At 44.9% G+C, this 26,280-nt stretch carries 26 protein-coding genes; 1 reads left to right on the top strand and 25 read right to left on the bottom strand.

What is annotated here, in order from left to right:
* Positions 1-156 precede the first annotated feature (156 nt).
* The 7 genes from BBC0122_RS02785 to fliF all read right to left on the bottom strand — a co-directional run bounded on the left by BBC0122_RS02785 (position 157) and on the right by fliF (position 8,647).
* Positions 157-840, bottom strand: a complete 684-nt coding sequence (locus BBC0122_RS02785; protein ID WP_077991072.1) for a response regulator transcription factor — start codon at positions 838-840, stop codon at positions 157-159.
* A 278-nt stretch (positions 841-1,118) separates the two neighbouring features.
* Positions 1,119-1,688: a transglycosylase SLT domain-containing protein gene (locus BBC0122_RS02780; RefSeq protein ID WP_198230693.1), complete on the bottom strand. Its 570-nt coding sequence runs from the start codon at positions 1,686-1,688 to the stop codon at positions 1,119-1,121.
* Positions 1,645-3,471 (bottom strand): flagellar hook-length control protein FliK, encoded by a 1,827-nt coding sequence (gene fliK, locus BBC0122_RS02775; RefSeq protein WP_077991068.1) that lies wholly within the window; start codon positions 3,469-3,471, stop codon positions 1,645-1,647. The genes BBC0122_RS02780 and fliK overlap by 44 nt, the downstream gene beginning before the upstream one ends.
* On the bottom strand, positions 3,468-4,763 hold the full coding sequence (locus BBC0122_RS02770) for a hypothetical protein (RefSeq protein ID WP_077991065.1): 1,296 nt from the start codon (positions 4,761-4,763) through the stop codon (positions 3,468-3,470). Before BBC0122_RS02770 ends, fliK begins: the two co-directional genes overlap by 4 nt.
* On the bottom strand, positions 4,760-6,190 hold the full coding sequence (locus BBC0122_RS02765; RefSeq protein ID WP_077991064.1) for a MotB family protein: 1,431 nt from the start codon (positions 6,188-6,190) through the stop codon (positions 4,760-4,762). Before BBC0122_RS02765 ends, BBC0122_RS02770 begins: the two co-directional genes overlap by 4 nt.
* A complete protein-coding gene (locus BBC0122_RS02760) occupies positions 6,187-6,945 on the bottom strand; it encodes a hypothetical protein (protein ID WP_077991062.1) in 759 nt (252 codons plus the stop codon). Before BBC0122_RS02760 ends, BBC0122_RS02765 begins: the two co-directional genes overlap by 4 nt.
* A 25-nt stretch (positions 6,946-6,970) precedes the next feature.
* Positions 6,971-8,647, bottom strand: coding sequence for a flagellar basal-body MS-ring/collar protein FliF (gene fliF, locus BBC0122_RS02755; RefSeq protein ID WP_077991060.1), 1,677 nt, complete (start codon positions 8,645-8,647; stop codon positions 6,971-6,973).
* Positions 8,648-9,015: 368 nt separating this feature from the next.
* Between fliF and BBC0122_RS02750 the strand changes: the two genes are divergently transcribed.
* Positions 9,016-9,381, top strand: a complete 366-nt coding sequence (locus tag BBC0122_RS02750) for a hypothetical protein (protein WP_077991058.1) — start codon at positions 9,016-9,018, stop codon at positions 9,379-9,381.
* A 279-nt stretch (positions 9,382-9,660) separates the two neighbouring features.
* On the opposite strand, the gene BBC0122_RS13335 is transcribed toward BBC0122_RS02750, so the two are convergent.
* The 18 genes from BBC0122_RS13335 to BBC0122_RS02660 form a co-directional block, all read right to left on the bottom strand.
* Positions 9,661-10,749, bottom strand: a complete 1,089-nt coding sequence (locus tag BBC0122_RS13335) for a flagellin N-terminal helical domain-containing protein (RefSeq protein WP_077991057.1) — start codon at positions 10,747-10,749, stop codon at positions 9,661-9,663.
* Between the two features lie 402 nt (positions 10,750-11,151).
* Positions 11,152-12,183, bottom strand: a complete 1,032-nt coding sequence (locus BBC0122_RS02740; RefSeq protein ID WP_077991055.1) for a flagellin N-terminal helical domain-containing protein — start codon at positions 12,181-12,183, stop codon at positions 11,152-11,154.
* A 389-nt stretch (positions 12,184-12,572) separates the two neighbouring features.
* Positions 12,573-13,649 (bottom strand): flagellin N-terminal helical domain-containing protein, encoded by a 1,077-nt coding sequence (locus BBC0122_RS02735; RefSeq protein ID WP_077991053.1) that lies wholly within the window; start codon positions 13,647-13,649, stop codon positions 12,573-12,575.
* A gap of 392 nt (positions 13,650-14,041) precedes the next feature.
* On the bottom strand, positions 14,042-15,073 hold the full coding sequence (locus tag BBC0122_RS02730; RefSeq protein WP_077991052.1) for a flagellin N-terminal helical domain-containing protein: 1,032 nt from the start codon (positions 15,071-15,073) through the stop codon (positions 14,042-14,044).
* 389 nt (positions 15,074-15,462) lie between these two features.
* Positions 15,463-16,503 carry a flagellin N-terminal helical domain-containing protein gene (locus tag BBC0122_RS02725; RefSeq protein ID WP_077991050.1) on the bottom strand — a complete coding sequence of 347 codons (1,041 nt, stop codon included), beginning with the start codon at positions 16,501-16,503 and terminating at the stop codon, positions 15,463-15,465.
* Between the two features lie 401 nt (positions 16,504-16,904).
* Positions 16,905-17,972 (bottom strand): flagellin N-terminal helical domain-containing protein, encoded by a 1,068-nt coding sequence (locus BBC0122_RS02720; RefSeq protein ID WP_077991048.1) that lies wholly within the window; start codon positions 17,970-17,972, stop codon positions 16,905-16,907.
* Positions 17,973-18,178: 206 nt separating this feature from the next.
* Positions 18,179-18,949 (bottom strand): flagellar type III secretion system pore protein FliP, encoded by a 771-nt coding sequence (fliP, locus tag BBC0122_RS02715; protein WP_077991047.1) that lies wholly within the window; start codon positions 18,947-18,949, stop codon positions 18,179-18,181.
* Positions 18,946-19,440: a flagellar basal body-associated FliL family protein gene (locus BBC0122_RS02710; RefSeq protein ID WP_077991045.1), complete on the bottom strand. Its 495-nt coding sequence runs from the start codon at positions 19,438-19,440 to the stop codon at positions 18,946-18,948. Before BBC0122_RS02710 ends, fliP begins: the two co-directional genes overlap by 4 nt.
* A gap of 178 nt (positions 19,441-19,618) precedes the next feature.
* A complete protein-coding gene (gene flgH / locus BBC0122_RS02705; RefSeq protein ID WP_077994443.1) occupies positions 19,619-20,341 on the bottom strand; it encodes a flagellar basal body L-ring protein FlgH in 723 nt (240 codons plus the stop codon).
* 14 nt (positions 20,342-20,355) lie between these two features.
* Positions 20,356-20,955: a MotE family protein gene (locus tag BBC0122_RS13350; protein ID WP_077991044.1), complete on the bottom strand. Its 600-nt coding sequence runs from the start codon at positions 20,953-20,955 to the stop codon at positions 20,356-20,358.
* Positions 20,952-22,232, bottom strand: coding sequence for a flagellar basal body P-ring protein FlgI (locus BBC0122_RS02695; RefSeq protein WP_077991042.1), 1,281 nt, complete (start codon positions 22,230-22,232; stop codon positions 20,952-20,954). Before BBC0122_RS02695 ends, BBC0122_RS13350 begins: the two co-directional genes overlap by 4 nt.
* Positions 22,229-22,690 (bottom strand): flagellar basal body P-ring formation chaperone FlgA, encoded by a 462-nt coding sequence (gene flgA, locus BBC0122_RS02690; RefSeq protein ID WP_077991040.1) that lies wholly within the window; start codon positions 22,688-22,690, stop codon positions 22,229-22,231. The genes BBC0122_RS02695 and flgA overlap by 4 nt, the downstream gene beginning before the upstream one ends.
* 6 nt (positions 22,691-22,696) lie before the next feature.
* A complete protein-coding gene (flgG, locus tag BBC0122_RS02685; protein WP_188318098.1) occupies positions 22,697-23,494 on the bottom strand; it encodes a flagellar basal-body rod protein FlgG in 798 nt (265 codons plus the stop codon).
* Positions 23,495-23,556: 62 nt separating this feature from the next.
* Positions 23,557-23,907, bottom strand: coding sequence for a flagellar hook-basal body complex protein FliE (fliE, locus tag BBC0122_RS02680; RefSeq protein WP_077991033.1), 351 nt, complete (start codon positions 23,905-23,907; stop codon positions 23,557-23,559).
* A gap of 2 nt (positions 23,908-23,909) precedes the next feature.
* Positions 23,910-24,098 carry a hypothetical protein gene (locus BBC0122_RS02675; protein WP_077991031.1) on the bottom strand — a complete coding sequence of 63 codons (189 nt, stop codon included), beginning with the start codon at positions 24,096-24,098 and terminating at the stop codon, positions 23,910-23,912.
* 4 nt (positions 24,099-24,102) lie between these two features.
* Positions 24,103-24,522: a flagellar basal body rod protein FlgC gene (flgC, locus tag BBC0122_RS02670; protein WP_188318097.1), complete on the bottom strand. Its 420-nt coding sequence runs from the start codon at positions 24,520-24,522 to the stop codon at positions 24,103-24,105.
* Positions 24,522-24,908 (bottom strand): flagellar basal body rod protein FlgB, encoded by a 387-nt coding sequence (flgB, locus tag BBC0122_RS02665; RefSeq protein ID WP_077991028.1) that lies wholly within the window; start codon positions 24,906-24,908, stop codon positions 24,522-24,524. The genes flgC and flgB overlap by 1 nt, the downstream gene beginning before the upstream one ends.
* A gap of 449 nt (positions 24,909-25,357) precedes the next feature.
* Complete coding sequence (locus BBC0122_RS02660; protein WP_077991027.1) at positions 25,358-26,272, bottom strand: hypothetical protein; 915 nt, start codon at positions 26,270-26,272, stop codon at positions 25,358-25,360.
* Between the last annotated feature and the right edge of the window lie 8 nt (positions 26,273-26,280).

The raw sequence follows: 26,280 nt of genomic DNA, 5'->3' as shown, positions 1-26,280 counted from the left end.
AACTTTATCAACCGACTGAACAGTAAAATAAAATGATACGAACGAGCAGAATTTCAAAGCACCGGTCTCAAGAAAAAGGTTTACAAATTTTTCTTGATAAAGCCCAAAAAAAAGCCTGCGAAAACGCAGGCTTAAATCGCGTGGAGTTGCGATAAATTAATCAATATTCAAACTATAACCAAGAAAGCGCTTTGAATCGATAACATCGGTTCCAAGTTTTGCTTTCAATTTTTTACGCAATTTACTGATGTGGCTCTCGACAACGTTTTCTTCAACATCTGTATCAAAGACACCATAAATCGCATTGAAAATCTGTGTTTTGTTTACACGCCGACCGTGATTGGCAACCAGATATTCAAGAATGCGACGTTCGCGACGGGGAAGGACAAAGTCCACACCATTGATCTTGGGATCGCGTCCGTCATTGAACACACTGATTGGCCCAAGAACAACTGCAGCATCCGATTTACGGATCTCGCCCCCCATGCGACGGCGAATTGCCGCAACACGAGCCAGAATTTCACGGACATGAATGGGTTTACGAAGTACGTCGTCAATTCCGGCCTGAAACAAAGCCAATGTCTGTTCGAGGGAATTGTTTTCGGTAACAGCCAGTACGGGCGCGTCGCAGTGAGCACGAATTTTCTTTGGCAATTCGATACGATCTTTACAATCGCCAAGAAGAATCGCTTCGACTGCTGACATTTCCGATTTGGGGGCAGTTTCTACCCAATCATCAAAATCGGCAGATGATAAACCTGTTGCCGAGATGCCCTCCCGTGCGAACAAGGCAGAATAACCATCCGTCACCAGCTTACGTTCGTCTACAACTATTATCATGTCCCTATTCCTAATAAACGTCCTTACCAAATTCTGAAATTCCAGAACTTATTCTTAACAAGGACTTTTCTTTAAAATATCTTTCACCACGAAAATTACAAGTCGTTTTTAACTTTTCTTGCCGAGAATCTGCCATATTTTCCCAAAATTAGACTTCCTTTTTAACAATTTGCCGTTTCCGACAATTATTTTTTATATAAAAATCGTTTATTTTCATATACTTAGTTATAGTCAAGCACGTTAACCATAAAATTTAACCATGCTTATTAAAACGTCGTTTACAGTTCTCCACGACAAAACTGGCGCGAGGCTTGCGTCCATTTTCCGAAACCGGAAGCAATCATGTTTGCCATGACCTGACAGACATAACGTTTCTGTGCGGGATTATTATTCGGACCGGCATGGTAACGGGCAACTGCCATGGTCCAACTTCCCTCACGTTGCCTTAATTCCTTAAGGAATCGCGCGGCATAATCGACATTGAGATGGGGCTGGAACATGGCTGCTACCGAGGGAAAGCGCTCTCCATGATAATAGTGGTTGATCTGCATACAACCGACATCAATCAGTTTTGCTCCGCGACGTTTTGCCTCATAAAAGATACGCAATGCTTGCGACTCATTTTGTGCAAAAACCGCTTTTCCATCAATATTAAGCGCATAGGGTTGAAGTGAGTCTTTGTTGCCGGTTTCGGTAAGCCCCACGGCATAAAGAATTCCTAACGGAATATCATACCGTTTTGAAGCTTCAATCATTTCACCTTCACAAGCATTACCGGCAAAGGCTGTAGCCACAATCGGCGAATTAAACAACCAGACGGCGAGGATTGCGAACAGTACGTTCTTCACGGCCGCCTTCTTCCTGCAAGGGAGTGCCGGTAACCGGAAACTCGGTAAATGTCTGCCTTGACCCATTGTGCCCACCTTGTCCCTGCTGTCCGGAGAATTGCCGCTGCTGTCCGTTAAAATTCTGACCGCCATTATCCTGCTGCGACATTGATTGACCCGAATTGGTCGATTGTCCCTGTTGGACTGTTTGTGAACTTCTGTCGACGACCATAATTGTCAGGCGCCCGTCATCATTAAAACCGGATTTTTCCAGTGCTTTATGCAAAGCATGGTGATCTGCGGCAAGAAGGCGTGCTGTTTCTTGTCGTTCAGCATGGATTTCGATATGCAGCCCATCACTTGTTTTGCGCAATCGTGCCTCGACCATGCCAAGATTTTCCGGATTAAGTTTGATACGGAGAACACGTAAATCACCGACTTGCCTATTTTCAGTTACCTCGACGCCGGTAATGCGCCCCAATTGTGTTTGATCTACCCCCTTCGGATTGGTCGTGGCGACTCTGTCGCCGATATTCAATGTCGAACCAGCCTGAGATTTTTCGGCCATATCTTCAAAATTTACCTGCTGTGAACCATTGACCGACGTCTGGTTGATATTGTTCTGTGTACGTCTCTCGCCGTTCAGTTTGCGTCCGGATACGGAACGGTCAGCACGGCTATCTGCCACTTCCGGAACAGCGTCATCCAGCCGGTTTCGAGTTTTACCGTCATTTTCAAGCGTAAATTCCGATTGTCCACGATCATCATCATTGCCGGTTGAAAGGTCGGCCTTGCCCGCCAGTTTTCCATCGCCCTTGAATTTACCAAATGCTTCTGTTGCCCTTCCTTCCAACCCTGAAATTTGAGTTGCATCAGCATGGACTTCGTTTTTGTTACCATTCTGTTCTACGGCTGTAAGACGAAAATCCGTTCCATTTTTCACTGCCGGATCCGCAGTATTGTCTGAAGGATTTACCGCATTGTTTGACGAAACTACGGTTTTGTCAGTTGTTTGCGCTTGATCTATATCACCTGTCGTTTTATCTCCGCCAAGTGAATTGGTGTCGTTCGTGTGGTTATCCTGATTGACAACTATGTGGTCAACCGTTGCCAATTGGCCAATGTCAGAGCCATGAGAATTTTCGGCGTTTTCTTGGCTGTTGCCGTCAACATCGTCCGATTTTTCATTTTTGCCCTTGGACGAATGCACTTTGTCTTTGGAAATAATTCCATTTAAACCGGATTGGTCGCGCTCTTCATCGTTTTTCAAATTCAAACCGGCGGCGTTTTTTTCTATTGATGAAGCGGCTTTTTGTTCATCCATCTGTTGAAGAATATCGTGAATAGCCGAAGCCGAATGGTCTTCCTGAGCATCTTTTTCATGTTGAACAGATGTCTTCGCATTTTCTTGCTGTTTTTGCGGTTTATCGGACACACTGTTTTTTGCCTGTGAAGCGTTTTGTTTGGCAACCTCGTTTAAACGCCCCTTATCATTGTTGGCATTCTTGTCGGTTGCAAGTTTGTCATTGGCAGCCTTGTCAGTCGAGACTTTATCGTTAGTAACTTTATCGGCATAGAATTTATCCGGATATGCTTTGTCCGAATAGGATTTATCAGACGCAACCTTTGCCGATTGCCTGTCGGTATCTTTCATAGTTGCAGACCGGTCACCCTCATTTTTATGCAAGATCTCATCAAAACTTGCTTGCGATGATTGATCGGATTGAGCCGATTTTTTATTGTCGGCTTTCGGTTGGGCATTGGCTGCAATAATGTTCGTAAAATCCCCCGAAATCACCATCATTTTTTCTCCAATAGTTTGTCTACATCGTCAATTTTCTTTTGAGTCTGCTGCATGAATTGATCAATTTCAGTGGCTGTCTTTTTCTCATCTGCTTGTCCCGAAGAACTGGCCGTTGGCATTGGCAATGATTCTGCCGGTTTTTTCCCCACTTGATCGACGGGGACACCAACCGCTTCTTTCAAAGTTGATTGATCGTCAGTATCTTCGTCTTCGTCTTGCTGTTTCGGTAAAATATTGGTGTCAAGCACAACACCTTTTGCAACAGCTTTTGCTGCCATTAATAATGGCCTATCTTTTTCCGGAAGACTGTTGACCGAAATCATTTTTAACATTTCGGCCGCGTCTTCGGCTGCGGTCGTGCCGGCAGAACTTGCTGCATAATAAAGGCGTGCGGAAGAATCATCGACGTTGAGATTATGCGCAAGATCAAGAGCTTTTTCTGCACCGAAATGGGCGCGCGGCATGCGCGCTTCGATCAATGCCGTACGACTGACTTTCAAATAAATAACCAACTGGATTGCGGCCGGTGCATAGCCTACAAAATCACTCAATTGCTGATCGTCCAGACGATTGTCCATCGCCGGTAGCGACGTTGCAAATTCCCGCCAGAATTCGTTGGCATAAGGCGATTTTGAAAACCGTGTTACGTAATTTCTCGTAAGTAGCTGAAACAGTTTTATATCGCCAATCATTGTTGCAACTTTTAACTGCCTACGTATTGCGGCTTCCTCGAACAATGACCCCGGAGCAACCAGTCTTACCCAGTTCAACCGCTCGGATGCTTTTTCCGGATCTGCGTCTGCAATATCCGTGACGGTGCTCAAAGTAATAGAAAGTAAGAGTGCAGCCGGAGCTTCGTCATCATTTTCAGGTAATTCGTCGAAAGCTTTCAGAAACCTGTCTTTCCTGTGATGGGCATAGGCGAGCGCACCAACAACATAATTTTTAGGAATAACTCCATCCGGAGCATTCTTGAGAATTGTTTCGACAACATTGGGATTTCCACCATTAAAAAGATAGGTCAAGGCGGCAAAGAGATTTTGCGGGTTTTCCCATATGGAAGGATCCTCGCTCAGCATTTTCTGGCCAATATCGGCAAGCACACGCGGTTGCATTTGCAGCGCTCCCGGTTGACCACTTGCAATATCATCTTGCAGACTTTCCAATGAACGAACGAGTTGAACCGGACCAAGTGCGGAAGACTCGCTCATTTGCGCTTCAAGCGGAGATACAACAGTTAAAGGAACAGCAATTCCGGCACAGCACATTATTTTGAAAAAACGCTTCATCATTGTTTTTTCTCCACATTATTTGTGCCATTGGCCTTTTCATTGTCGGTATTGTTGTTTTTTTCTTCCGTCTCTCCTTGTGGCAAGCGCATGAATATTTCTATACGGCGATTTTCTGCGGCATATGGGTCGGCCTTATTCTTGAGTTCGCGGTCGGCGTAACCCTCGACACGCAAAACGCGTTTTTCATCGAGCCCGCCGCGAACCAACATATAATAAGCCATTTGTGCACGCGAGCTTGATAATTGCCAATTGTCATAAGTCGCATTTCTATAGGGACGCGAATCCGTATGTCCTGCAATCACAACCTCGCCCTTTTTATTTTGCAAAATTTTTGCAACACCGGCCAGAAGATCAACCACTTTTTTATCCGGTTTGGCCGAACCGATGGCAAACATTCCGTAATGGGCCTGATCCATCAGTTCTATTGCAACGCCATCCTTGACCGTGACAACTCGAACCATAGGTTGTTGGGTACTTTTTGTATCCGTGATAAGCTTGCTAAGCTCGCCAGAAATTTCACGTACAACTTGTGGCAGAGATTTATCTTTTGCCGCTTCCTGGGGCGTTTCAGCCTTACTGAGCTCAACAGCCTGTTCCGGAGACTGCGCAGGATTTTCTACTTTTTCAGTTGCATTTCCGGACTTGCCCTTATCGGCAGTCGACTGGCCAGCCGTCTGTGCTTCCCCATTTACCCCGTTTTGCGGTTTATTCTGGTTAGCCGTATCTGTATTTTGCGGTGGTAAAGTCTCTTGTGCAGCCTGCATCGGTTTACCTTCATTACCTGCCACCGTCGGTTCACCTGTCTTAGGGGGCAAAGTGACACCCGGCTGACTTGGTAAATTGGGGTCACGCCCGCCGGAATTCTGGCTCGGACCGCCATCAGCTTCGGCTATTTCATGTGAAGCATTTTTGGTCCAATAATCCGGTGAAAAGGGATCGCGATAGGCTGTGCCTTCGCTTGCCCCTTTTTGTGACCCGCCATCAGCGTTACCACCCGTCCCTTTTTCAGGAGGTTCGGTTGCCGCATCATGTTCGGCAATTTTATCGAGCTCTTCATAAGGCTCGTTCATCATTTTTTGCTGTTCGGCACTGCTCTGGTTTTCGCTTTTTTCTTTTCCAACAGGTTCACCATGAGCTTCGTTACCCGACTTTTTATCGTTATCCCCGACAGCATCATTATCCTGAATACCCTTCGGATTTGTACGGCGATCAACCAGTTTGATAGGGTTGAAATAACTGGCAACAGCAGCTTTGGTTTCTTCGTTTGCAGCGTTGATAAGCCACATAACAAGGAAGAAGGCCATCATCGATGTCATAAAGTCGGCATATGCGACTTCCCATGCTCCACCATGATGTTCGCCTTCGCCTTGTCCTCCACGACGAACGATAATGATTTCATTATGGGATTCGGGCGTATCTGTACTCATTGTACCAGCCCTTTCAATTCTTTCATCACGGGTTCAAGGCGTGTGGCAATTACCTGATCGCCAAGTTCGAGGCGAATGTCGCCGGCATCGGTGGGGCGCAAAACAAACTTTGTTTTGTCAAAATCGGGGCGTGCTTCCAAAGCCTTCAACAAATCCTTATTGCCTTGAAGCACAAGTGGCTGTTTTGCCGATATTGCTTCTTTGGCAATGCGCTTGGCAAAATCGTTTAACGCTTCATCATGCATTTGTTCGCTAATAAAGCCCCCAAGAACTTTTGCAACATCTTTGCTTATATCTTCAAGTATGTTGTCAAAGCCTTGTTTCAAGTCATTATCCAGATTAGCCGCAACTTCGGCAATGGTTTTAACTTTGAGTTCATCCAATTCTTTTTCATGACTGGCAATAAGAGAAGCTTTTTCTTCTGCAAATTTTGCTTCCAGTTCGGCTTTTGTTTTTTCTACCGCTTCGTCAACCGCTTGTTTTCTCAGCTCTTCAGCATTGACTTTTGTCTCGGTTACAAGAGAAGCTTCATCAAAATGATCTGCCGGTTCACTTTCAGCATGGTTGAAATCCACCATCTGACCGGCTTCTTCTGCCGGTTCGGGATCATGAACCGGAACTTCCGCATCCATCGGCAGAACCTCTACTTCGGTATCCGGAATCTGGCGCGGAGCAAAATCACTCAAAAAATGGGAAAGCGAGGCCGCCTTCTTGTTATCCATTTCTGTATTGCTATTGTTCATTGCGCTTGTCATCTTTCACCTGAGGTTTTGTTTGTGGTCAAGCTGCCTGAGCAGGTGTCCCTTTATCGTTATCTTCCTGAACCCACTCGCGTAAGACATTTGCAAAACGGTCTTCATCCATTGAAATCATCTGGTCAAGCCGGTTCTGCGGTGGAACACGCATACGGCTACGTAAATCCTGTAGCCCGTCCTCGTCCGGTATCATATTACCATCAAACCCCTCGTTTTTGCTAGCTTCATTCGGCAAAGCAGGCATATTCTCCGGTCCTGCCAAAGCACTTTCATTATTGTCGGCAAGTGCAAGCTGGTTGCCGTGCATTTCACGCATAAGCGGGCGTACACCAAGAAACATGATAAGCAAAACTGCAATGACAAGAGCTGCACCGTTTACAAGGCCGGATGTATATTTCGACAATGATTGCCAGATCGGTGTTGCAACCGGCTGCATGTTTGCGTCATCATTCGCGACGAAATCAACCGCCGTTACGTTAATAATGTCACCACGATCAGGATCGAGCCCCGAAGCTGTCGCAACCATTTGACGAATGCGGTTGACCTGATCGTCAACATAGTTGGCAGGTGCCGGTGCGTCCTTGTCGCTGGGTTTCAATCTGGACCGGTCAATGACAACAGCAACAGCCAGTTTCTTGACGTTGAACCCGTCGCTTACAGTAGAAATTGTTTTCGAGTTGATCTCGTAATTGGTTGTCTCTTCACGACGGTCTTTTTTGTCGGAAGAATTTTCACCCGAACCACCGGCAATTTCTTCTTGCGGGATATTCTGTTCAACCCCGACAGAACCGTTATTCCGGTTGTTTTGACTGTCCCCCTGATCGCGAACACTACGAACGGAACGTGCAACCTGCGAATCGGGATTATAAATCGTTTCGTTGGTCTGGCGACGATCGGTATCCAATGCAACCTGAACACTGGTCTGGAAATGATCCATACCAAGATAAGGTGCCAGTTGTTTACGGATATTCTCGTCAATCTGTGCGGCAACTTGCCGTTCGAGAGATGCCATCATGACCGGTGCGCCATTCATCGCGTCGGTTCCGGAAGCTAAAAGCTTGCCGCTTGTATCAAGCACGGTAACCGAACTTGCCTCCAACGAAGGAATGGCAGCAGCCACCAATTGGCGAATTGACTGGGCAGATTCAGCGGCAAAATTACCGTCTGTGCGAATAACAACCGAAGCCGAAGGTTTTTGATTGGCACGACGGAAAGAACCTTTATCCGGCAGAACAATATGAACTCTCGCCGCTTTGACACCCTGCACAGCTTGGATTGTGCGTGCAATCTCGCCTTCCAATGCGCGTTGACGGGTGATTTCCTGCATAAAAGAAGTCAGCCCCAGAGAGCCCATATTATCAAAAAGTTCATAGCCGGCATTGTTCGATGTCGGCAAACCTTTTTCAGCCAAAAACATACGTGCTTTTTCTGCTTGCCCTACGGGCACTTGAACAGATGTTCCGTCGGAAGAGACATCAAAAGCAATGCCTGCTTCACCTAATGCCATACCCATACGGTTCACGTCATCACGAGTAAGCCCGACATAGAGTGTCTCGTATGTCGGACGGGTCAGATAAAAGCTTGAGAACAGAATCGTACCGAATAGTGCAACTCCGACCAGCCCCAGAGCTATCAGACGTTTAGCGCCCAATTTGCCGAGGGCCGAGCCAATTGAAGAAAACAGAGCCAGTATTCTATCCATGTATCTCTACCGTATAAGTTGGGTAAAAACCCGTTGGTTTTCATCAAGGATATAAACTTTAAAAGCTGATATATCCCTAACTTTACTTTGCACCTTAGAGGCTGAAGCTTGCGCGAGGATGAACAACAGGAAAACGCCGGAACCACACTTTGTCTAAAGCGACTTTATGGTTAATATTATTGTTGCGGTCGGATTGACGTGATCCCCGCAACGTGGCAATTTTATTGTCCTGTGTAAAACAGCTATCAATAAACTTTATTGTCCTGTGTAAAGCAGTTATCAATAAAAGTGTAAACAAGGCCGCAACATAATTTTTAATGTTGTCTCAACGGGGGATGGCTAATTGTTGTAAATTAAAAGGATAATCAATGTACCGCTTATTTTTTACAGCCGCTTTGTGTCTGCCACTTATTGCTTGCGGCGGATCAAAAAAGACCTGTAGTTCAAAAGACATATTGGATGCCCTTCATGACAAATTGGTCATCGGGATGAACTACCAAATTGGGGTGGATGGATATTATGACGGGCAAAAGGCAAAAATTACTTTAACAGACCCTCGTACTATAGGACCAAGCGGTGATTTTATGCGCTGTTCAATCGCCATGAAATTGACCCACTATGTCGATCCCAAGACGAATGTCCGCTATCCCACGCCTTTGGAAAAAACTGTTCCTATGCCCTATTCCTTTAAAAACGTCGATGCAATGATTACACAAATAAACGTTGCCCGATAAATGTCGTCAACCTTGCCTGTCGCTATTACCAGTTGTGCCTCTTTTTGTACCGGCAAATTGGCGAAAATTATAACGGCAAATTAACGTAAATTGCACAGAAGATAGATTATCGGGTCGCGCAATTTATGTTGTTATTTAACGGAAAAAAATAGTTACGTAAAATTGCGTACCGCTGATAGAATATGTTTTGCCATAAAAAAAAGCCGCGTTCTTCACGCGGCCTTTTTAATTGATAAAGCAAATCCGGTTGCAAATGCAACCGGAAGAGCGAGATTGCTATTATTGACGGAACAGCGACAAGATGTTCTGGCTGTTCTGGTTGGCAATCGACAAAGCCTGAATGCCCAATTGCTGTTGAACCTGCAAAGAAGCAAGGCGGGCAGATTCTGCATTCATATCGGCATCAACCAGTGAACCGACACCTTTATCAACGGCATCCATCAACTTGCTGACATAGTCGATCTGACCTGTAACCTGAGCTTTCGCAGCACCAAGTGTTGCACCGGCAGTAGTAACATTAGACGTTGCAGTCGTAACTTTGCCCTGAACAGCTTTCAGGATGTACTCCATCGTTTCCGCATCCGCAGACGAAAGATCTGTGTTTACGAAGTCACTAACCGTTATTTTTTCAGTGATCTTCGTAACCTCTGCTAATTTATCCGCAGGTTTCGCAGTGTTATCAGTCTTTGCTTTTTCTACCTCTGCTTTATAATCTCCAATTGCTTTCTTGAGAGCTCCCACATCAATAGCAGGTTTGGGCTGATGAGTAGTATCGTCTGTGCCATTATTGGTTTTTCCAAAAATGTCCTTCAGTTGGCCTTGGCTCAAATCGAATGTGCCGTTAGCACCCTTGGTTGCAAAGTTGAGTTCTTTACCGCCAACGTCGATCATATCAACATAAACAGCCGTGCCTTCACGACGATAGGAACCGGCAATACGGACTGACTCACCATTATTACCAAGAATGTTCTTTTCAGCCAAAGATGCGGAATAAACTGCGGACTCGATATCATTCATATTGGCTTTGATATCAGCCTGAATCTTTTTGATGTCGCCTGGCCCTTTTTGATAAGCCGAGGTTAAAGATTTCTGGATGTTGTCAAGATATTCTTTCGATTTATCAATGGTTGCGTTAGCAACATCAATCTGGCTTTTACCCAAAGCCATCGCATCGGAAACAGAACTTAATGCACTACGGTCGGATTTCATCATGGATGAAATTGACCAATAAGCGGTGTTGTCGGATGCTTCGTTAATACGCAAGCCCGTTGAAACACGGCGCTGCGTTGTGTCCATATTATCGCCAATGGAACGCAGAGTTTGCAAAGCATTCATGGCGGATTGGTTGGTAAGTAGACTTGTACCCATAATAATTGTCCCTTCGGATTAGAATTTTACAGGGACATGCTGGCCAACCAGCGGGTGACAGAGCGGCTTCATGCCTATTAGCTTTACCGGTATTCTTTCAAATACCTCACTAACCTGTCACGACTTATATATAAGTTATATTTAATTAATTGTAAATATATTTTTAAAATATTTCAATATCTCGTCTATGACCACCCCGTTATTAAATTCATTGTTTTGTTTTTATTGATATTTTTTAAACTTTATCTAAAACTATAGTTAGTCGGCTTATGTTTTTGATTGGCTCTATACGCTGCAATAACAATCAGAATTTCACATAAAAAAGGCCGCGTCGAAAACGCGGCCTTTCTAATCAATGAAGCAATTCCGGTTGCATTTGCAACCGGAAGAGCATGATTGCTATTATTGACGGAACAGCGACAAGATGTTCTGGCTGTTCTGGTTGGCAATCGACAAAGCCTGAATGCCCAATTGCTGTTGAACCTGCAAAGAAGCAAGGCGGGCAGATTCTGCATTCATATCGGCATCAACCAGTGAACCGACACCTTTATCAACAGCATCCATCAACTTGCTGACATAGTCGATCTGGCCTGTAACCTGTGCCTTTGCAGCACCAAGTGTTGCACCGGCAGTAGTAACATTAGACGTTGCTTTTGTAACGTTACCCTGAACACCTTTCAAAAGTGCTTCCATTGTTTTCGCGGAAACCTTGCTTAAATCGGCTTCAACAAAATCTTTAACAGTCATATACGTGGCAGCGGCAGCCAAGCCACGTTCTGCATTAGCTTTTGTTGTTTCATTTGCCGCATAATTAACCGCATTGACTAAACCACTAATCGTATACACTTTGTCTATGTCTTTTGCAAAAACAAGTTTCAAGACGCCGCCGGTCAAATCGAATTTACCATCAGTGGTCTTTTTGGCAAAGTTAAGGTCGGCACCGCCAACGTCGATCATATCAACATAAACAGCCGAACCTTCACGACGGTAAGAACCGGCAATACGGACTGCCTCGCCATTGTTACCAAGAATGTTCTTTTCAGCCAAAGATGCCGAATAAACAGCGGACTCGATATCATTCATATTGGCTTTTATATCAGCCTGAATCTTCTTGATGTCGCCTGGTCCTTTTTGATAAGCCGAAGTTAAAGATTTCTGGATGTTATCAAGATATTCTTTCGATTTATCAATGGTTGCGTTAGCAACATCAATCTGGCTTTTACCCAAAGCCATCGCATCGGAAACAGAACTTAATGCACTACGGTCGGATTTCATCATGGATGAAATTGACCAATAAGCGGTGTTGTCGGATGCTTCATTAATACGCAAGCCCGTTGAAACACGGCGCTGCGTTTTGTCCATACTATCACCAATGGAACGCAGTGTTTGCAAAGCATTCATGGCGGATTGGTTGGTAAGTAGACTTGTACCCATAATAATTGTTCCTTCGGATCACAAGTTTAACGGGAACATGCTGGCCAACCAGCGGGTGGAAGAGCGGCATCATGCCTATTAGACTTTCAGTTTTTTTACCCCTAACCTATCACAACTTATATGTAATATCTATATTATTAGTTATAAATAATATTTTATTATTAATAAAAATACCGCCCATCAAGATCAATTATTTAACCATTACGTTATTTTTTTATTAACGTTTTTTACAATAGATATTGTTATATCCTTTTCAATAATAACTATTTATTCAACAAAAGGGCAGAAAAATATAAGGCAAAATTAAAAAAGGCCGCGTCGAAAACGTGGCCTTTCTAATCAATGAAGCAATTCCGGTCGCATTTGCAACCGGAAAAGCATGATTGCTATTATTGACGGAACAGCGACAAGATGTTCTGGCTGTTCTGGTTTGCAATCGACAAAGCCTGAATGCCCAATTGCTGTTGAACCTGCAAAGAAGCAAGGCGGGCAGATTCTGCATTCATATCGGCATCAACCAGTGAACCGACACCTTTATCAACGGCATCCATCAACTTGCTGACATAGTCGATCTGGCCTGTAACCTGAGCTTTCGCAGCACCGAGTGTTGCACCGGCAGTAGTAACATTAGACGTGGCACTTGTGACTTTGCCCTGAACGGCCTTCAGGATGCGCTCCATCGTATTTGCATCCACAGACGAAAGATCTGTGTTTACGAAGTCGCTAACTGTTATTTTGCTAATGATTCCGTTAATTTTACCTTCGGCTTCTTTTTTTTGATCGGCTGTAGCACTCGACGAATTCAGTGTTGCAATATTATCGTTGAGGGTTTTTACATCAATAGGACCTTTGGGTTTGCCGTTGGGGTCAGTGCCATCAGCCGGGGTGGTTTTTCCGAAAATGTCCTTCAGTTGGCCTTGGCTCAAATCGAATGTGCCGTTAGCGCCCTTGGTTGCAAAGTTGAGTTCTTTACCGCCAACGTCGATCATATCAACATAAACAGCCGTGCCTTCACGACGATAGGAACCGGCAATACGGACTGACTCACCATTATTACCGAGAATATTCTTTTCAGCCAAAGATGCCGAATAAACAGCGGACTCGATATCATTCATATTGGCTTTGATATCAGCCTGAATCTTTTGGATGTCGCCTGGTCCTTTTTGATAAGCCGAAGTTAAAGATTTCTGGATGTTATCAAGATATTCTTTCGATTTATCAATGGTTGCATTAGCAACATCAATCTGGCTTTTACCCAAAGCCATCGCATCGGAAACAGAACTTAATGCACTACGGTCGGATTTCATCATGGATGAAATTGACCAATAAGCGGTGTTGTCGGATGCTTCGTTAATGCGCAAGCCCGTTGAAACACGGCGCTGCGTTGTGTCCATATTATCACCAATGGAACGTAGAGTTTGCAAAGCATTCATGGCGGATTGGTTGGTAAGTAGACTTGTACCCATAATAATTGTCCTTTCGGATCACAAGTTTAACGGGAACATGCTGGCCAACCAGCGGGTGACAGAGCGGCATCATGCCTATTAGACTTTCAGGTTTTTCTTTACCCCCTAACCTGTCACAACCTATATATAATATATATATTATTAGTTGTAAATACTATTTTATTATTAAAAACAATACCTCACTCAAAAATCAATTGTATAACCATTACATTATTGTTTTTATTAACGTTTTTACAATAGATATTGTTATATTCTTTTCAAGAATAACTATTTATTCAACAAAAGAGAAGAAAAATATAGGGCAAAATTAAAAAAGCCGCGTCGAAAACGTGGCCTCTCTAATTGATAAAGCAAATCCGGTCGCATTTGCAACCGGAAGAGCATGATTGCTATTATTGACGGAACAGCGACAAGATGTTCTGGCTGTTCTGGTTGGCAATCGACAAAGCCTGAATGCCCAATTGCTGTTGAACCTGCAAAGAAGCAAGGCGGGCAGATTCTGCATTCATATCGGCATCAACCAGTGAACCAACACCTTTATCAACGGCATCCATCAACTTGCTGACATAATCAATCTGGCCTGTAACCTGAGCTTTTGCAGCACCGAGTGTTGCACCGGCAGTAGTAACATTAGACGTTGCTTTTGTAACGTTACCCTGAACACCTTTCAAAAGTGCTTCCATTGTTTTCGCGGAAACCTTGCTTAAATCGGCTTCAACAAAATCTTTAACAGTCATATACGTGGCAGCGGCAGCCAGTTTACCTTCTGCTGTATTTCGTGTTGCGTCATCTGTCGCATTATTAACATTAGAGACTAAATCACTAATCTTCTGATCTGTATTTATGTCTTGTGCAAAAACAAGTTGCAAGACGCCGCCGGTCAAATCGAATTTACCATCAGTGGTCTTTTTGGCAAAGTTAAGGTCGGCACCGCCAACGTCGATCATATCAACATAAACAGCCGTGCCTTCACGACGATAAGAACCGGCAATACGGACTGCCTCGCCATTGTTACCAAGAATGTTCTTTTCAGCCAAAGATGCCGAATAAACTGCGGACTCGATATCATTCATATTGGCTTTGATATCAGCCTGAATCTTTTTGATGTCGCCCGGCCCTTTTTGATAAGCCGAAGTTAAAGATTTCTGGATGTTATCAAGATATTCTTTCGATTTATCAATCGTTGCATTAGCAACATCAATCTGGCTTTTACCCAAAGCCATCGCATCGGAAACAGAACTTAATGCATTACGGTCGGATTTCATCATGGATGAAATTGACCAATAAGCGGTGTTGTCGGATGCTTCGTTAATACGCAAGCCCGTTGAAACACGGCGCTGCGTTGTGTCCATATTATCACCAATGGAACGCAGAGTTTGCAAAGCATTCATGGCGGATTGGTTGGTAAGTAGACTTGTACCCATAATAATTGTTCCTTCGGATCACAAGTTTAACGGGAACATGCTGGCCAACCAGCGGGTGACAGAGCGGCATCATGCCTATTAGACTTTCAGGTTTTTCTTTACCCCCTAACCTGTCACAACCTATATATAATATATATATTATTAGTTGTAAATACTATTTTATTATTAAAAACAATACCGCACTCAAAATCAGTTGTATAACCATTACATTATTGTTTTTATTAACGTTTTTACAATAGATATTGTTATATTCTTTTCAAGAATAACTATTTATTCAACAAAAGAGAAGAAAAATATAGTGCAAAAGAAAAGGCCGCGTCGGAAACGCGGCCTTTCTAATCAATGGAGCAACTCCGGTTGCATTTGCAACCGGAAGAGCATGATTGCTATTATTGACGGAACAGCGACAAGATGTTCTGGCTGTTCTGGTTGGCAATCGACAAAGCCTGAATGCCCAATTGCTGTTGAACCTGTAAAGAAGCAAGGCGGGCAGATTCTGCATTCATATCGGCATCAACCAGTGAACCGACACCTTTATCAACGGCATCCATCAACTTGCTGACATAGTCGATCTGGCCTGTAACCTGAGCTTTTGCAGCACCGAGTGTTGCACCGGCAGTAGTAACATTAGATGTTGCAGTCGTGACTTTGCCCTGAACAGCTTTCAAAAGTACTTCCATTGTTGGCGCGGAAACTTTACTGAAATCGGCTTCAACAAAATCTTTAACAGTCATATCTCCGGCATTGGTAATCAAATCTGATTCTGCACTAGATATATCGCCTGCAGTTGCATCTGCTTTATTAATCCTGGCGAGTATAGCACTAATCTTTTTAGTATCGTCTGTGTTTATGTCTTTTGCAAAAACAGTTTCCAAAACACCTTTGGTCAAATCGAATTTACCATCAGTGGTCTTTTTGGCAAAGTTAAGGTCGGCACCGCCAACGTCGATCATATCAACATAAACAGCCGAGCCTTCACGACGATAAGAACCGGCAATACGGACTGACTCACCATTGTTACCAAGAATGTTCTTTTCAGCCAAAGATGCCGAATAAACAGCGGACTCGATATCATTCATATTGGCTTTGATATCAGCCTGAATCTTTTTAATGTCGCCTGACCCTTTTTGATAAGCCGTGGTCAAAGATTTCTGGATTTTATCAAGATATTCTTTCGATTTATCAATGGTTGCATTAGCAACATCAATCTGGCTTTTACCCAAAGCCATCGCATCGGAAACAGAACTTAATGCATTACGGTCGGACTTCATCATGGATGAAATTGACCAATAAGCGGTGTTGTCGGATGCTTCGTTAATACGCAAGCCCGTTGAAACACGGCGCTGCGTTGTGTCCATATTATCGCCAATTGAACGCAGCGTTTGCAAAGCATTCATGGCGGATTGGTTGGTAAGTAGACTTGTACCCATAATAATTGTCCCTTCGGATTAGATTTTAATCGGGACATGCTGGCCAACCAGCGGGTGACAGAGCGGCTTCATGCCTGCCAGTTTTACCGGTATTCTTTTCAATACCTTACTAACCTGTCACAACTTATATATACGTTATATTTAATTAATTGTAAATATATTTTTATAAAAATAATATAAACCTTATTTTTATTTTCTACATACGCTTATCTTTATGTTTTTATTGATATTTTTTAAACTTTATCTAAAACTATAGTTAGTCGGCTTATGTTTTGATTGGCTCTATACGCTGCAATAACAATCAGAATTTCACATAAAAAAAGGCCGCGTCGGAAACGCGGCCTTTTTAAATTGATAGAGCAACTCCGGTTGCATTTGCAACCGGAAGAGCATGATTGCTATTATTGACGGAACAGCGACAAGATGTTCTGGCTGTTCTGGTTGGCAATCGACAAAGCCTGAATGCCCAATTGCTGTTGAACCTGCAAAGAAGCAAGGCGGGCAGATTCTGCATTCATATCGGCATCAACCAGTGAACCGACACCTTTATCAACGGCATCCATCAACTTGCTGACATAGTCGATCTGGCCTGTAACCTGAGCTTTCGCAGCACCAAGAGCTGCACCGGCAGTAACAACATTAGACGTTGCATTCGTGACTTTGCTCTGAACAGTTTTCAGAACCTGTTCCATCGTTGCCGACGAAACTTTACTGAAATCGGCATCAACAAAATCCTGAACGGTCATATCCTTGGCAGCCTTAGTAATGGCGTCTTGAGCCGCTGTTACATTTTTCCTATCATCGTCAGTGGCAGTATCACCTTTTGCTGCAAGATCAGCCTGAGCTTTTTGAAGATCATCGTCCAATTTCGCAAAATCCGGTGCAGTTTCTGCTTTCCCGAAAACGTCTTTCAAGACGCCTTTGGTCAAATCGAATGTGCCATCGGCGTTTTTAGTTGCAAAGTTAAGGTCGGCACCGCCAACGTCGATCATATCGACATAGACATTCGAGCCTTCACGACGATAGGAACCGGCGATACGGACTGACTCGCCACCATTACCAAGAATGTTCTTTTCAGCCAAAGATGCCGAATAAACAGCGGACTGAATATCATTCATATTGGCTTTGATATCAGCCTGAATCTTTGCAACATCGCCTGAACCTTTTTCATAGGCGGTGGTCAAGGATTTCTGGATGTTATCAAGATAATCTTTCGATTTATCAATGGTTGCGTTAGCAACATCAATCTGGCTTTTACCCAAAGCCATCGCATCGGAAACAGAACTTAATGCATTACGGTCGGATTTCATCATGGATGAAATTGACCAATAAGCGGTGTTGTCGGATGCTTCGTTAATACGCAAGCCCGTTGAAACACGGCGCTGCGTTATGTCCATACTATCACCAATGGAACGCAGTGTTTGCAAAGCATTCATAGCGGATTGGTTGGTAAGTAGACTTGTACCCATAATAATTGTCCCTTCGGATTAGATTTTAATAGGGACATGCTGGCCAACCAGCGGGTGACAGAGCGGCTTCATGCCTATTAGCTTTACCGGTATTCTTTCAAATACCTCACTAACCTGTCACACCTTGTATTTAGTCGGCTTAGCAATAAAAATAAAGACCTTTTTGGAAATTTTTTTTTAAAAATCGCCTTTCGAGGCAATTTCATTCAGCTAAAAGAGCGGATAAGGCTTCCTACAAGCAAATTCCAACCGTCAATCAAAACGAAAAAAAGAATTTTAAAAGGCAATGATATGACGGTTGGCGGCAACATCATCATACCCATAGACATTGTCAAAGTTGCAACGACGAGGTCGATAACCAGAAATGGCAAGACAATGAGAAAACCGATCTCGAAACCACGCCGCAATTCGGAAATCATAAAAGCGGGCACCAGAACACGGTAATCGACCTGTTCTCCCGACCCCACCTGAAATGAAGGGTCTGCGAGGTCGACAAAAAGATCAAGGTCCTTTTCCCGCACCTGACTAAGCATGAACTCGCGAAACGGTTGTCCAATGCGTTCTGCCGCTTGCTGCTCATTGATCTGGTTATTCATGAGCGGTTGCACACCACCGGTCCAAGCCTGATTGAAGGTTGGTGCCATAACATAAAATGTCATGAACAAAGCAAGCGAGATCATGACCAGATTGGAAGGCGCTGTTTGCAAACCGAGGCCGGAACGCAAGAGTGAAAAAGCAATGGCAAAGCGGGTAAAGCTCGTAACCATTATGAGCAAGCCCGGTGCAACAGATAAAACCGTCAACAATCCGAACAGTTGGACAATGCGTCCGCTCATCGACGTACCCGCCTGAGGCAACAGGTTTGAAAGAGAATTGGCGGCCGCCCCTTGTGAAGCCGCAGTGCTTGCTTCCTGGGCATAGGCCGAACCAATGCCGATCATGACTATAACAAGACTGAACAGAAAAAGGCGTTTCATTGCTCGACCACCAAACTGGAAATCAGCACATTGGTGACTTTGCCTTTTGAACGCGTACGTGCTCTTTCAACAAGATCTTCACGCAGATTCATAAGCCCCGAAGCACCCTTGATCTGGGCAATCGTACTGTTTCTCAGAAATGCCAGAAAATCGTTGGAAATTTCCGCCGCGACGGATGGCGACAACACTTCGCCCGGCTGGGATACAAGCGAACATTCCACACGAATCCATGCATTGTTCGGTGCTGCCATATTGGTAAGAATAGGATTTAAAACTGTAACACTGCTATTTGAAGCGATTGTATCTGCCGTTTTTTCCGCTTCATTTTTTTGTTCGACGGGAGGGGGAGCAATTTCTTTGCCGATCTGTGTTCCCAAAAACCAGCCGCCGCCTGCTGCGACCAAAGTCAAAATAATACCGGCAACAAGCAGCGTTTTGACACCACTGTCTTTCTTCTCTTTTCCGTCGCCTTTTGCAGGTTCGCCAGCCATAAAAACCTCTTGGGTTAAAAATTAAAAGGCATTTGCACTTTAACTATAGTTTATTATCCTAACCGGAAATACATGAATAAACCTTAAAGCACCATGCTTTCAAGACTTTATCGCGGATAATAAAGGCAGGAAGCCGGTTTAAAACCGAACTCCCTGCCCGAATATCCGGTCAATCCTATCAGAACGGAGAGATCTGGTTCAAAATCTGTTGTCCATAAGGCGGCTGTTGAATTTCACTCATACGACCGCGCCCGCCGTAGGAAATACGGGCTTCGGCAATTTTATCATATTCGATCGTATTGTTACCGGTAATATCACGCGGACGAACCACACCGGCAACATTGAGAACACGCAATTCGTAGTTGACACGAACTTCCTGTGAACCGTTGATAACGAGATTACCATTTGGCAAGACATCTGTGACAACGGCGGCAACCGATAGTTTGATGTCTTCCTTACGTTCAACTTTTGCATCACCCTTCGAGTGGGCGGTGGAATCACCGTTCACACTACCGCTATTCTTGCCGATAAGCGGATAGGTTGCTCCCAACGTATATTTGCCATTGGCATCACGTTTCAGATCGCTTTTGTTGTTCATGTTTGCGCGGTCATTAATCAAAATCAGCACAGTGAGCACATCACCGGGTTTCATGGCGCGAGGGTCACGATAAAAGCTGTTCGACGAAGAGCGGTAAAGCGAATATTTGCTTTCTTTCGGCTTGGTCGGGTAAATATCCGGATTCATTGACGGTGCATAACCGAGATCTGCCCGAACCGGCGAAAAATCAGGCACCGAGTTGAAATCCTTTGTATTGTAAGAACAGCCAGAAAGCGCAACCGTTGCCAGAACGACACTGATAAGCGCGACTCTTGATTTACGGGTGTCTAAAAGTTTTTTCATTTGTTCAACTTTCATCATTGGCCTGCTTTTACAGCCTTGGGTGCCGGTTTGTTTTCCGGCGGTAATTTTTGTGCACTGACCAGAACCTTGGTCAAATTTGCCGACTTTTCCGGTGGCAATTCATTCATAATGGCGCTCGAAACACGCGGCGTCAGTTTCAGCATAATGGCAGCAGCAGCAAAATCATCAACCAGCGCCAATTGGGCGGCTGCCGCATCCGGACGCATTTTGGAAATAATATTGACCAGCGAATCCTGTGCTTTGGCCAAAAACTCGTTCCGTTTATTCAGCCAGTTCTCATATTCCTGACGTTTTTCTTCCAGAACTTTTATACGATCATCAATTTGCGTGCGTAATTGTTGCAATTGCTGGCTTTGCAATTCAAAACGGGCATCCGCCGCCTGACTATCAATGTTACCGCAAAATTTTTCAATTTCATCCTGCGAGGCATTGGCAGAGGGAAGTGTGCGCTGTGCCGACGGGGCTGAAGGAACTGTTGCAGATTTATTTTGAGTGGCTGTATTGCCCGCCTTCTGTGCAAGAGCAGTGTTAACAAGCCCGAAAAACGGAACCAAACCCAGAACTGCCAGAACTTTACGCCGCGATCTCATCATTGAACCACAAGCTCCGCATGAAGTGCACCAGATGTTTTTATCGCCTGAAGGATAGCAATGATACCGGTGGGCTTAACGCCAATCTGGTTTAACCCTTTGACGAGATTATCAAGATCGGTTCCACCAAGAATACCGATATTGGAGGTTTGCTCATTTGCGTCGACTGCCGTTTGTGGCAGGACAACAGTGTCTCCCGTTTCACTGAAGGGTTCAGGTTGTGAAGCATAAGGCGTTTCGGTAACACGAACTGTCAAACTGCCGTGAGAAATTGCAACGCGCGAGACACGAACCTTTTCGCCGATGACAACTGTGCCGGTGCGTTCATCAACGACAACGCGGGCAACTTCGTCTGTCGGAATGGGAAGCCCCTCGATTTCTGCAATGAAACGGGCTGCCGAAATGCTGGCGGGTTTTTTCAAAACGACCGTTTTTGCATCGCGTTCTTTGGCAACACTTTGATGATAGCGTTTATTGGCAAAAACATTGACAAGATCGGCAACACGAATAGCGGTTGAAAAATCCGGATTATGCAATTCCAGAACAATATCGGCATCGCGGTTGAAGTTTCCTTCGACTTTGCGTTCGACCAGCGCGCCATTCGGAATACGACCTGAAGTCGGAACACCCTGTGTTACGCTCTCGGCAGCTCCTTGTGCAGCAAAACCGGAAATAATCATATTACCTTGTGCAACAGCATAAGTTTCGCCATCGGCACCGAGAAGCGGTGTCATAACCAGTGTACCGCCTTGTAAGGACTTGGCATCACCAAGCGAGGAAACGCTTACGTCAATTCTTGAACCGGGCGTTGCAAATGGTGGAATATCGGCCGTAACGATAACAGCGGCAATATTGTTTGCACGCGAAGCACCGGCTGGCGGGCTAATGCCCAGATTGTCCAACATGGCACGCAAAGATTGTTCGGTGAAAGGTGAATTACGTAGCGAGTCGCCTGTACCGTTAAGACCGATAACGAGACCATAGCCGACGAGCTGGTTTTCACGAACACCCTGAATTTCTGCAATATCTTTCAGTCTGGCAACAACACCGGGGCGTGAAAGATCGGAATAGCGCATCTTTGCCGGATCACCACCCGACCCGAGCCATGATGCATCAGAGGCCGCTTCGGAATTGAAATGGCGTACATTGCGGCCACCTTCATCGGCAAATGCGGGCATAACCCCCATCAATAAAGCCGCGACAAGTCCTAACGAACGACCAATCTTTAACGAACGACCAATCCCAAACGAACGACCAATCCCAAACGAACGACCAATCATTGCCCACCTACCCTGACGCTACCGTCAGATAAGACCGTACCGCTCACAATACGACCGGAATCGACATTGCGAACCTTGATAAAATCGCCTGCACTACCTGGTTCCATAGAAACGCCCGATGCAGTAATGACGAGGTCTCCGGCATTGAAAACCAGTTTTGTATTTTGACCACGTTCGACCAATACCGGATCGCCCAGAGCTGACAAGGAAATCGGCCGGCCTGCCGGCAATGTCCGTTTGGCCACTTTGTTCAAAGCCTGCTTGACATCTGTTACATATAACGGTGCGGCATCAACTTTGATGTAAAACATTCTTTCGCTGAGACCGACATTGCTTACCGGTTGTCCTGCATAAACCGTTGTGGTCGGAACGAGAAAGCCTATCCTATCCGCATAAGCTTGCGTTATCGACGCGGTCGACAACAATAAACCAGCAATAAGGAGAGAAAGCTTTTTCATTTTAAATTACCTTAAATTCTTCGATACAACTGCCGACATTTCATCTGCCGCCTGTATGACTTTGGAATTCATTTCATAAGCGCGCTGGGCAGCTATCAATTCGGTAATTTCTTTCACCGGATCAACGTTGGAAGCTTCGAGATAGCCTTGCATGATTGACCCGTAATTTTCTTCACCGGGGTTACCGGCAATCGGTGCGCCCGATGCCTGTGTTTCACGAAACAGGTTATCACCAACCGCTTCAAGACCTGCTTCATTGGTGAAATTGATCATATTGAGACGACCTGCTTCAACAGGCGCAGCATCGGCATCCGGCTGGTAGGTCACCCGTCCATCGGCGCTCACGGTAATAATGCCGTTTTTACCGATTTCGTTCGGAACGGTAATGACCGGCTGGACAAGATTACCATCCAGAGTAACAACTTGCCCGTTTTCATTCAGATTGAATGCACCCGAACGGGTATAAAACGTATTGCCATTCGGATCCTGAATTTCAAAATAACCACGGCCACGGATTGCCAAATCCAGCGAGTTGGATGTCTGGACAAACGAACCTTGCATATTGTTTTTGCGAACGGCAGCCGTGCGAACACCAAGACCGACAATGGCACCTTCAGGAATTGTCGCTTCGTTCATCATGTTCGGAACGCCAACGGCGCGATCGGTCGTGTACATAAGATCGCTGAATTCGGCACGGGAACGTTTGTAACCTGTTGTATTGATGTTAGCAATGTTGTTTGCGATAACATCAAGATTGGTCTGCTGGGCGTTCATACCGGTGGCCGCAATTGATAAAGATCTCATAACCATTGGACTTTTCCCTTTATTGCTCTGGTTGGTTCAAATTTGTTATCCGGACCAACCGGTTAAATCTGCATACGACTGATTTCGAGATAAGCTTGAACAATTTTATCCCGAATGGCGATTGCGGTATTCAATGAACGTTCGGCATCCATCACCGAATTGACAACTTCACGCACCGACACGTCGCCACCTTCCATTTTCTGCATTGAAAGGCTTTCAGCCTTTTCAAGATTGTTGCCGACAGCACCGCTAACTTCAGCCAGTACCTGATCGAAACTAGGACTTTTTACACCCTGAGCCTGACCTGTAGCTTGCGTGTCTAATGAAGTTGTCTGGCTGGCATTCGCGCCTTGTGATTGCCCCAACCTTTCAAGAGCGGCACGTGTTGTTGCTGATGTTAACGACTGTATCATTATTACATCCCCGTCATTTTAAGCGCGCCCGCAAGCAAATGTGCAGAACGGCAGATAACTTCGAGATTAGCTTTATAGTTATTTTCATCACTAATCTTTATAATCTGGCCTTTAATATTGATCTCATTATTACCCAATTGTTCTTCAAGCTTAGAAAGATTTTCATCTTTATTTAAAATTATGGTTTTCAACTTATTAACCTCTCAACAGGTCAATTGTCTGGGATACAAGATCCCTGGCCTGACGAATAACTTGTAAATTTGCTTCATATGACCGGTTCGCTTCACGCATATCGGCCATTTCAACAATTGCATTCACATTCGGATATTTCACATAACCATTGGCATCGGCCGCCGGATGACCGGGCTCATATTTAACAATATAAGGCGATTTATCAGTCGAAATCCGCGCGACCTCGACACCTTGCGCATCCGCATAGGGATTGAGAGCGGCTTCAAAACTGACTGTCTTGCGTTGATAGGGATTTGCTGCGGCAGTTTCGCCGGTCGAGTTGGCGTTGGCCATATTTTCAGCAATTATACGAAGGCGTGTGGATTGGGCGGCAAGCCCGCTTGTTGCAACACGTCCTGCTGCTATAAGTGGATCAGACATAATCACGATCCTCCTTTAACTGTAGCCATCATCATTCGATGAAAGGCTTTTACGATAACGGTGTTGAGTGACATTTGCTGGCCGATTTCGCCACCTTTGCGCATCTCTTCTTCGAGATTGACATTATTGCCGGAGTGGGTGGTTTCAATCGTATCTTCAGGCCGCATTGCATGGGCTTCCATGCCATTATCCGTGACATCCATGTGTTTGCTGTTTGTCACAGTCATCGCCATGGTATCATTGTTGAGAATTGCAGCGAAGTCTTTAACGTCACGCGATTTGTATCCGGGTGTGTTGACGTTCGCAACATTGCTCGCTACGACCTTTTGGCGTGTTGCCAACCAGTCAGCTTGTTTATTTGCTATATCAAAAAGATTTACCGGACCCATTGTCGTATACTCTATTGAACAGAATAAACAATAGGCGCGTAAACTTGCGCGAGACTTGCGTCAGAAAATGTTTTTTAAAGTCAATAAATAAATAAATTGAATCAATCAGTTAACAAATAAAAATCACAATTCTTGTTGGCTTCGGCGTTGAAAAACTGTTCGATTTTCAATTTTTTTATTAAAAAACCCGCGCCCATTTGCCGATTATATATAAATCCGACAAATGTCCGGTACTGTTAAATCCGGCAAAATAACCGGTAACACAAGAAACGCCGTTTGAACCCGAAAAAGCCAACGTCTCCGGCATTCTATGTTCCTTATCCGAAACTTCTGTCTTCATATTCCGGAACAATCGATCACTCTACGAACGTTCGGTCGCTCCACTTTTGTCTGATAGCTCTATGACCTCTCCCGTCAAGCCTGAAAATATTGCACCGGTAGCATTCCGATTAGTGACCGACCGGAACAATCCCTCTCGACGTTTTCAACGCCACTTTTCCACTTTGGCTGTCTTTCATAACTCTTACATAATAACTTCCGTCAGGTAATCTGCTACCCGGTCTTGCAAACCAATACCCCTGACCATATTCGATCATCGCCATTCCGTTCACGACATCTTTGACGACATAAGGTTGTGCTTCGGGTGCGGTGGGTTTCAAACTCCCGTCCGTCTCATCGGGATTGGCAGCCTTGGGCAAGCCACGACCGTTGGACATGATTGCTTTTTGTGAATCATAATCGCGTGTAGCATAGGGATCTACCCTGTCGACTGTTTCAAAACGCGAGCGTTTGTACCACCCGTCATGCGGTCTGAAAGTGCTTGACACTGCCGGCTTGCTGTCAGACGTATTGGCTCCACCCTGCCCGCCAATCTGGAAGGCATAGACCACAAATGGCAAACTCCCGCAGCCGATTGCCATGGCCACGCCGAAAGCACGCAATAGTGAATCGACCGAATTGAATATTCCGAAAAACGTACCGCTTGAAGAACCGGCAACCGAATTTACAATGCTGATGGATTGAATTCCCGCAAATGCCGCCGAAATTCCTGCTACAGCTTTCTTGAACAAATTGGTGTTTTGTTTCTCGACAATACCGGAATTACGGTTAAGGTCTGTCTCGCCATCTTCATCAGGATTTCGCCAAAATAACCAATGTTGATTTTTACTCTGGCGCGGATTGCCCGAAGTGGCTGTGCCGGTATCAATGTGTTCAAGATCCTGCAAAAGTTTTGCCAATTCTCTTTCGGTATCGTCACCGCGTTTTTTGCTTGCAAGGCCTTTCATCCTGAAACCGCCGAAGCTTTGGCGTTCATTGCTGCCAAAGTTCGGGAAAGATGAACCAAAATTTGTTATATCTGTCATAACTGGAA

Source organism: Ditibartonella choladocola, assembly GCF_002007565.1.
GTDB lineage: Bacteria > Pseudomonadota > Alphaproteobacteria > Rhizobiales > Rhizobiaceae > Bartonella > Bartonella choladocola.
The sequence above is the reverse complement of the archived record's forward strand: the minus strand, read 5'-3'. Positions and strand labels throughout refer to the sequence as shown.

Excerpts from the sequence above, each read along its gene's own strand:
- flgG (WP_188318098.1), bottom strand. The coding sequence starts at position 23,494 with ATGAGATCTTTATCAATTGCGGCCACCGGTATGAACGCCCAGCAGACC.
- flgH (WP_077994443.1), bottom strand. The coding sequence starts at position 20,341 with ATGAAAAAACTTTTAGACACCCGTAAATCAAGAGTCGCGCTTATCAGT.
- fliP (WP_077991047.1), bottom strand. The coding sequence starts at position 18,949 with ATGAAACGCCTTTTTCTGTTCAGTCTTGTTATAGTCATGATCGGCATT.
- fliF (WP_077991060.1), bottom strand. The coding sequence starts at position 8,647 with ATGGATAGAATACTGGCTCTGTTTTCTTCAATTGGCTCGGCCCTCGGC.
- BBC0122_RS02730 (WP_077991052.1), bottom strand. The coding sequence starts at position 15,073 with ATGGGTACAAGTCTACTTACCAACCAATCCGCCATGAATGCTTTGCAA.
- BBC0122_RS02760 (WP_077991062.1), bottom strand. The coding sequence starts at position 6,945 with ATGACAAGCGCAATGAACAATAGCAATACAGAAATGGATAACAAGAAG.
- BBC0122_RS02740 (WP_077991055.1), bottom strand. The coding sequence starts at position 12,183 with ATGGGTACAAGTCTACTTACCAACCAATCCGCCATGAATGCTTTGCAA.
- BBC0122_RS02735 (WP_077991053.1), bottom strand. The coding sequence starts at position 13,649 with ATGGGTACAAGTCTACTTACCAACCAATCCGCCATGAATGCTTTGCAA.
- BBC0122_RS02785 (WP_077991072.1), bottom strand. The coding sequence starts at position 840 with ATGATAATAGTTGTAGACGAACGTAAGCTGGTGACGGATGGTTATTCT.
- BBC0122_RS02750 (WP_077991058.1), top strand. The coding sequence starts at position 9,016 with ATGTACCGCTTATTTTTTACAGCCGCTTTGTGTCTGCCACTTATTGCT.
- BBC0122_RS02770 (WP_077991065.1), bottom strand. The coding sequence starts at position 4,763 with ATGATGAAGCGTTTTTTCAAAATAATGTGCTGTGCCGGAATTGCTGTT.
- flgB (WP_077991028.1), bottom strand. The coding sequence starts at position 24,908 with ATGGGTCCGGTAAATCTTTTTGATATAGCAAATAAACAAGCTGACTGG.
- BBC0122_RS02765 (WP_077991064.1), bottom strand. The coding sequence starts at position 6,190 with ATGAGTACAGATACGCCCGAATCCCATAATGAAATCATTATCGTTCGT.
- fliE (WP_077991033.1), bottom strand. The coding sequence starts at position 23,907 with ATGATACAGTCGTTAACATCAGCAACAACACGTGCCGCTCTTGAAAGG.
- fliK (WP_077991068.1), bottom strand. The coding sequence starts at position 3,471 with ATGATGGTGATTTCGGGGGATTTTACGAACATTATTGCAGCCAATGCC.
- BBC0122_RS02720 (WP_077991048.1), bottom strand. The coding sequence starts at position 17,972 with ATGGGTACAAGTCTACTTACCAACCAATCCGCTATGAATGCTTTGCAA.
- BBC0122_RS13335 (WP_077991057.1), bottom strand. The coding sequence starts at position 10,749 with ATGGGTACAAGTCTACTTACCAACCAATCCGCCATGAATGCTTTGCAA.
- BBC0122_RS02660 (WP_077991027.1), bottom strand. The coding sequence starts at position 26,272 with ATGACAGATATAACAAATTTTGGTTCATCTTTCCCGAACTTTGGCAGC.
- BBC0122_RS02695 (WP_077991042.1), bottom strand. The coding sequence starts at position 22,232 with ATGATTGGTCGTTCGTTTGGGATTGGTCGTTCGTTTGGGATTGGTCGT.
- BBC0122_RS02725 (WP_077991050.1), bottom strand. The coding sequence starts at position 16,503 with ATGGGTACAAGTCTACTTACCAACCAATCCGCCATGAATGCTTTGCAA.
- BBC0122_RS02710 (WP_077991045.1), bottom strand. The coding sequence starts at position 19,440 with ATGGCTGGCGAACCTGCAAAAGGCGACGGAAAAGAGAAGAAAGACAGT.
- BBC0122_RS13350 (WP_077991044.1), bottom strand. The coding sequence starts at position 20,955 with ATGATGAGATCGCGGCGTAAAGTTCTGGCAGTTCTGGGTTTGGTTCCG.
- flgA (WP_077991040.1), bottom strand. The coding sequence starts at position 22,690 with ATGAAAAAGCTTTCTCTCCTTATTGCTGGTTTATTGTTGTCGACCGCG.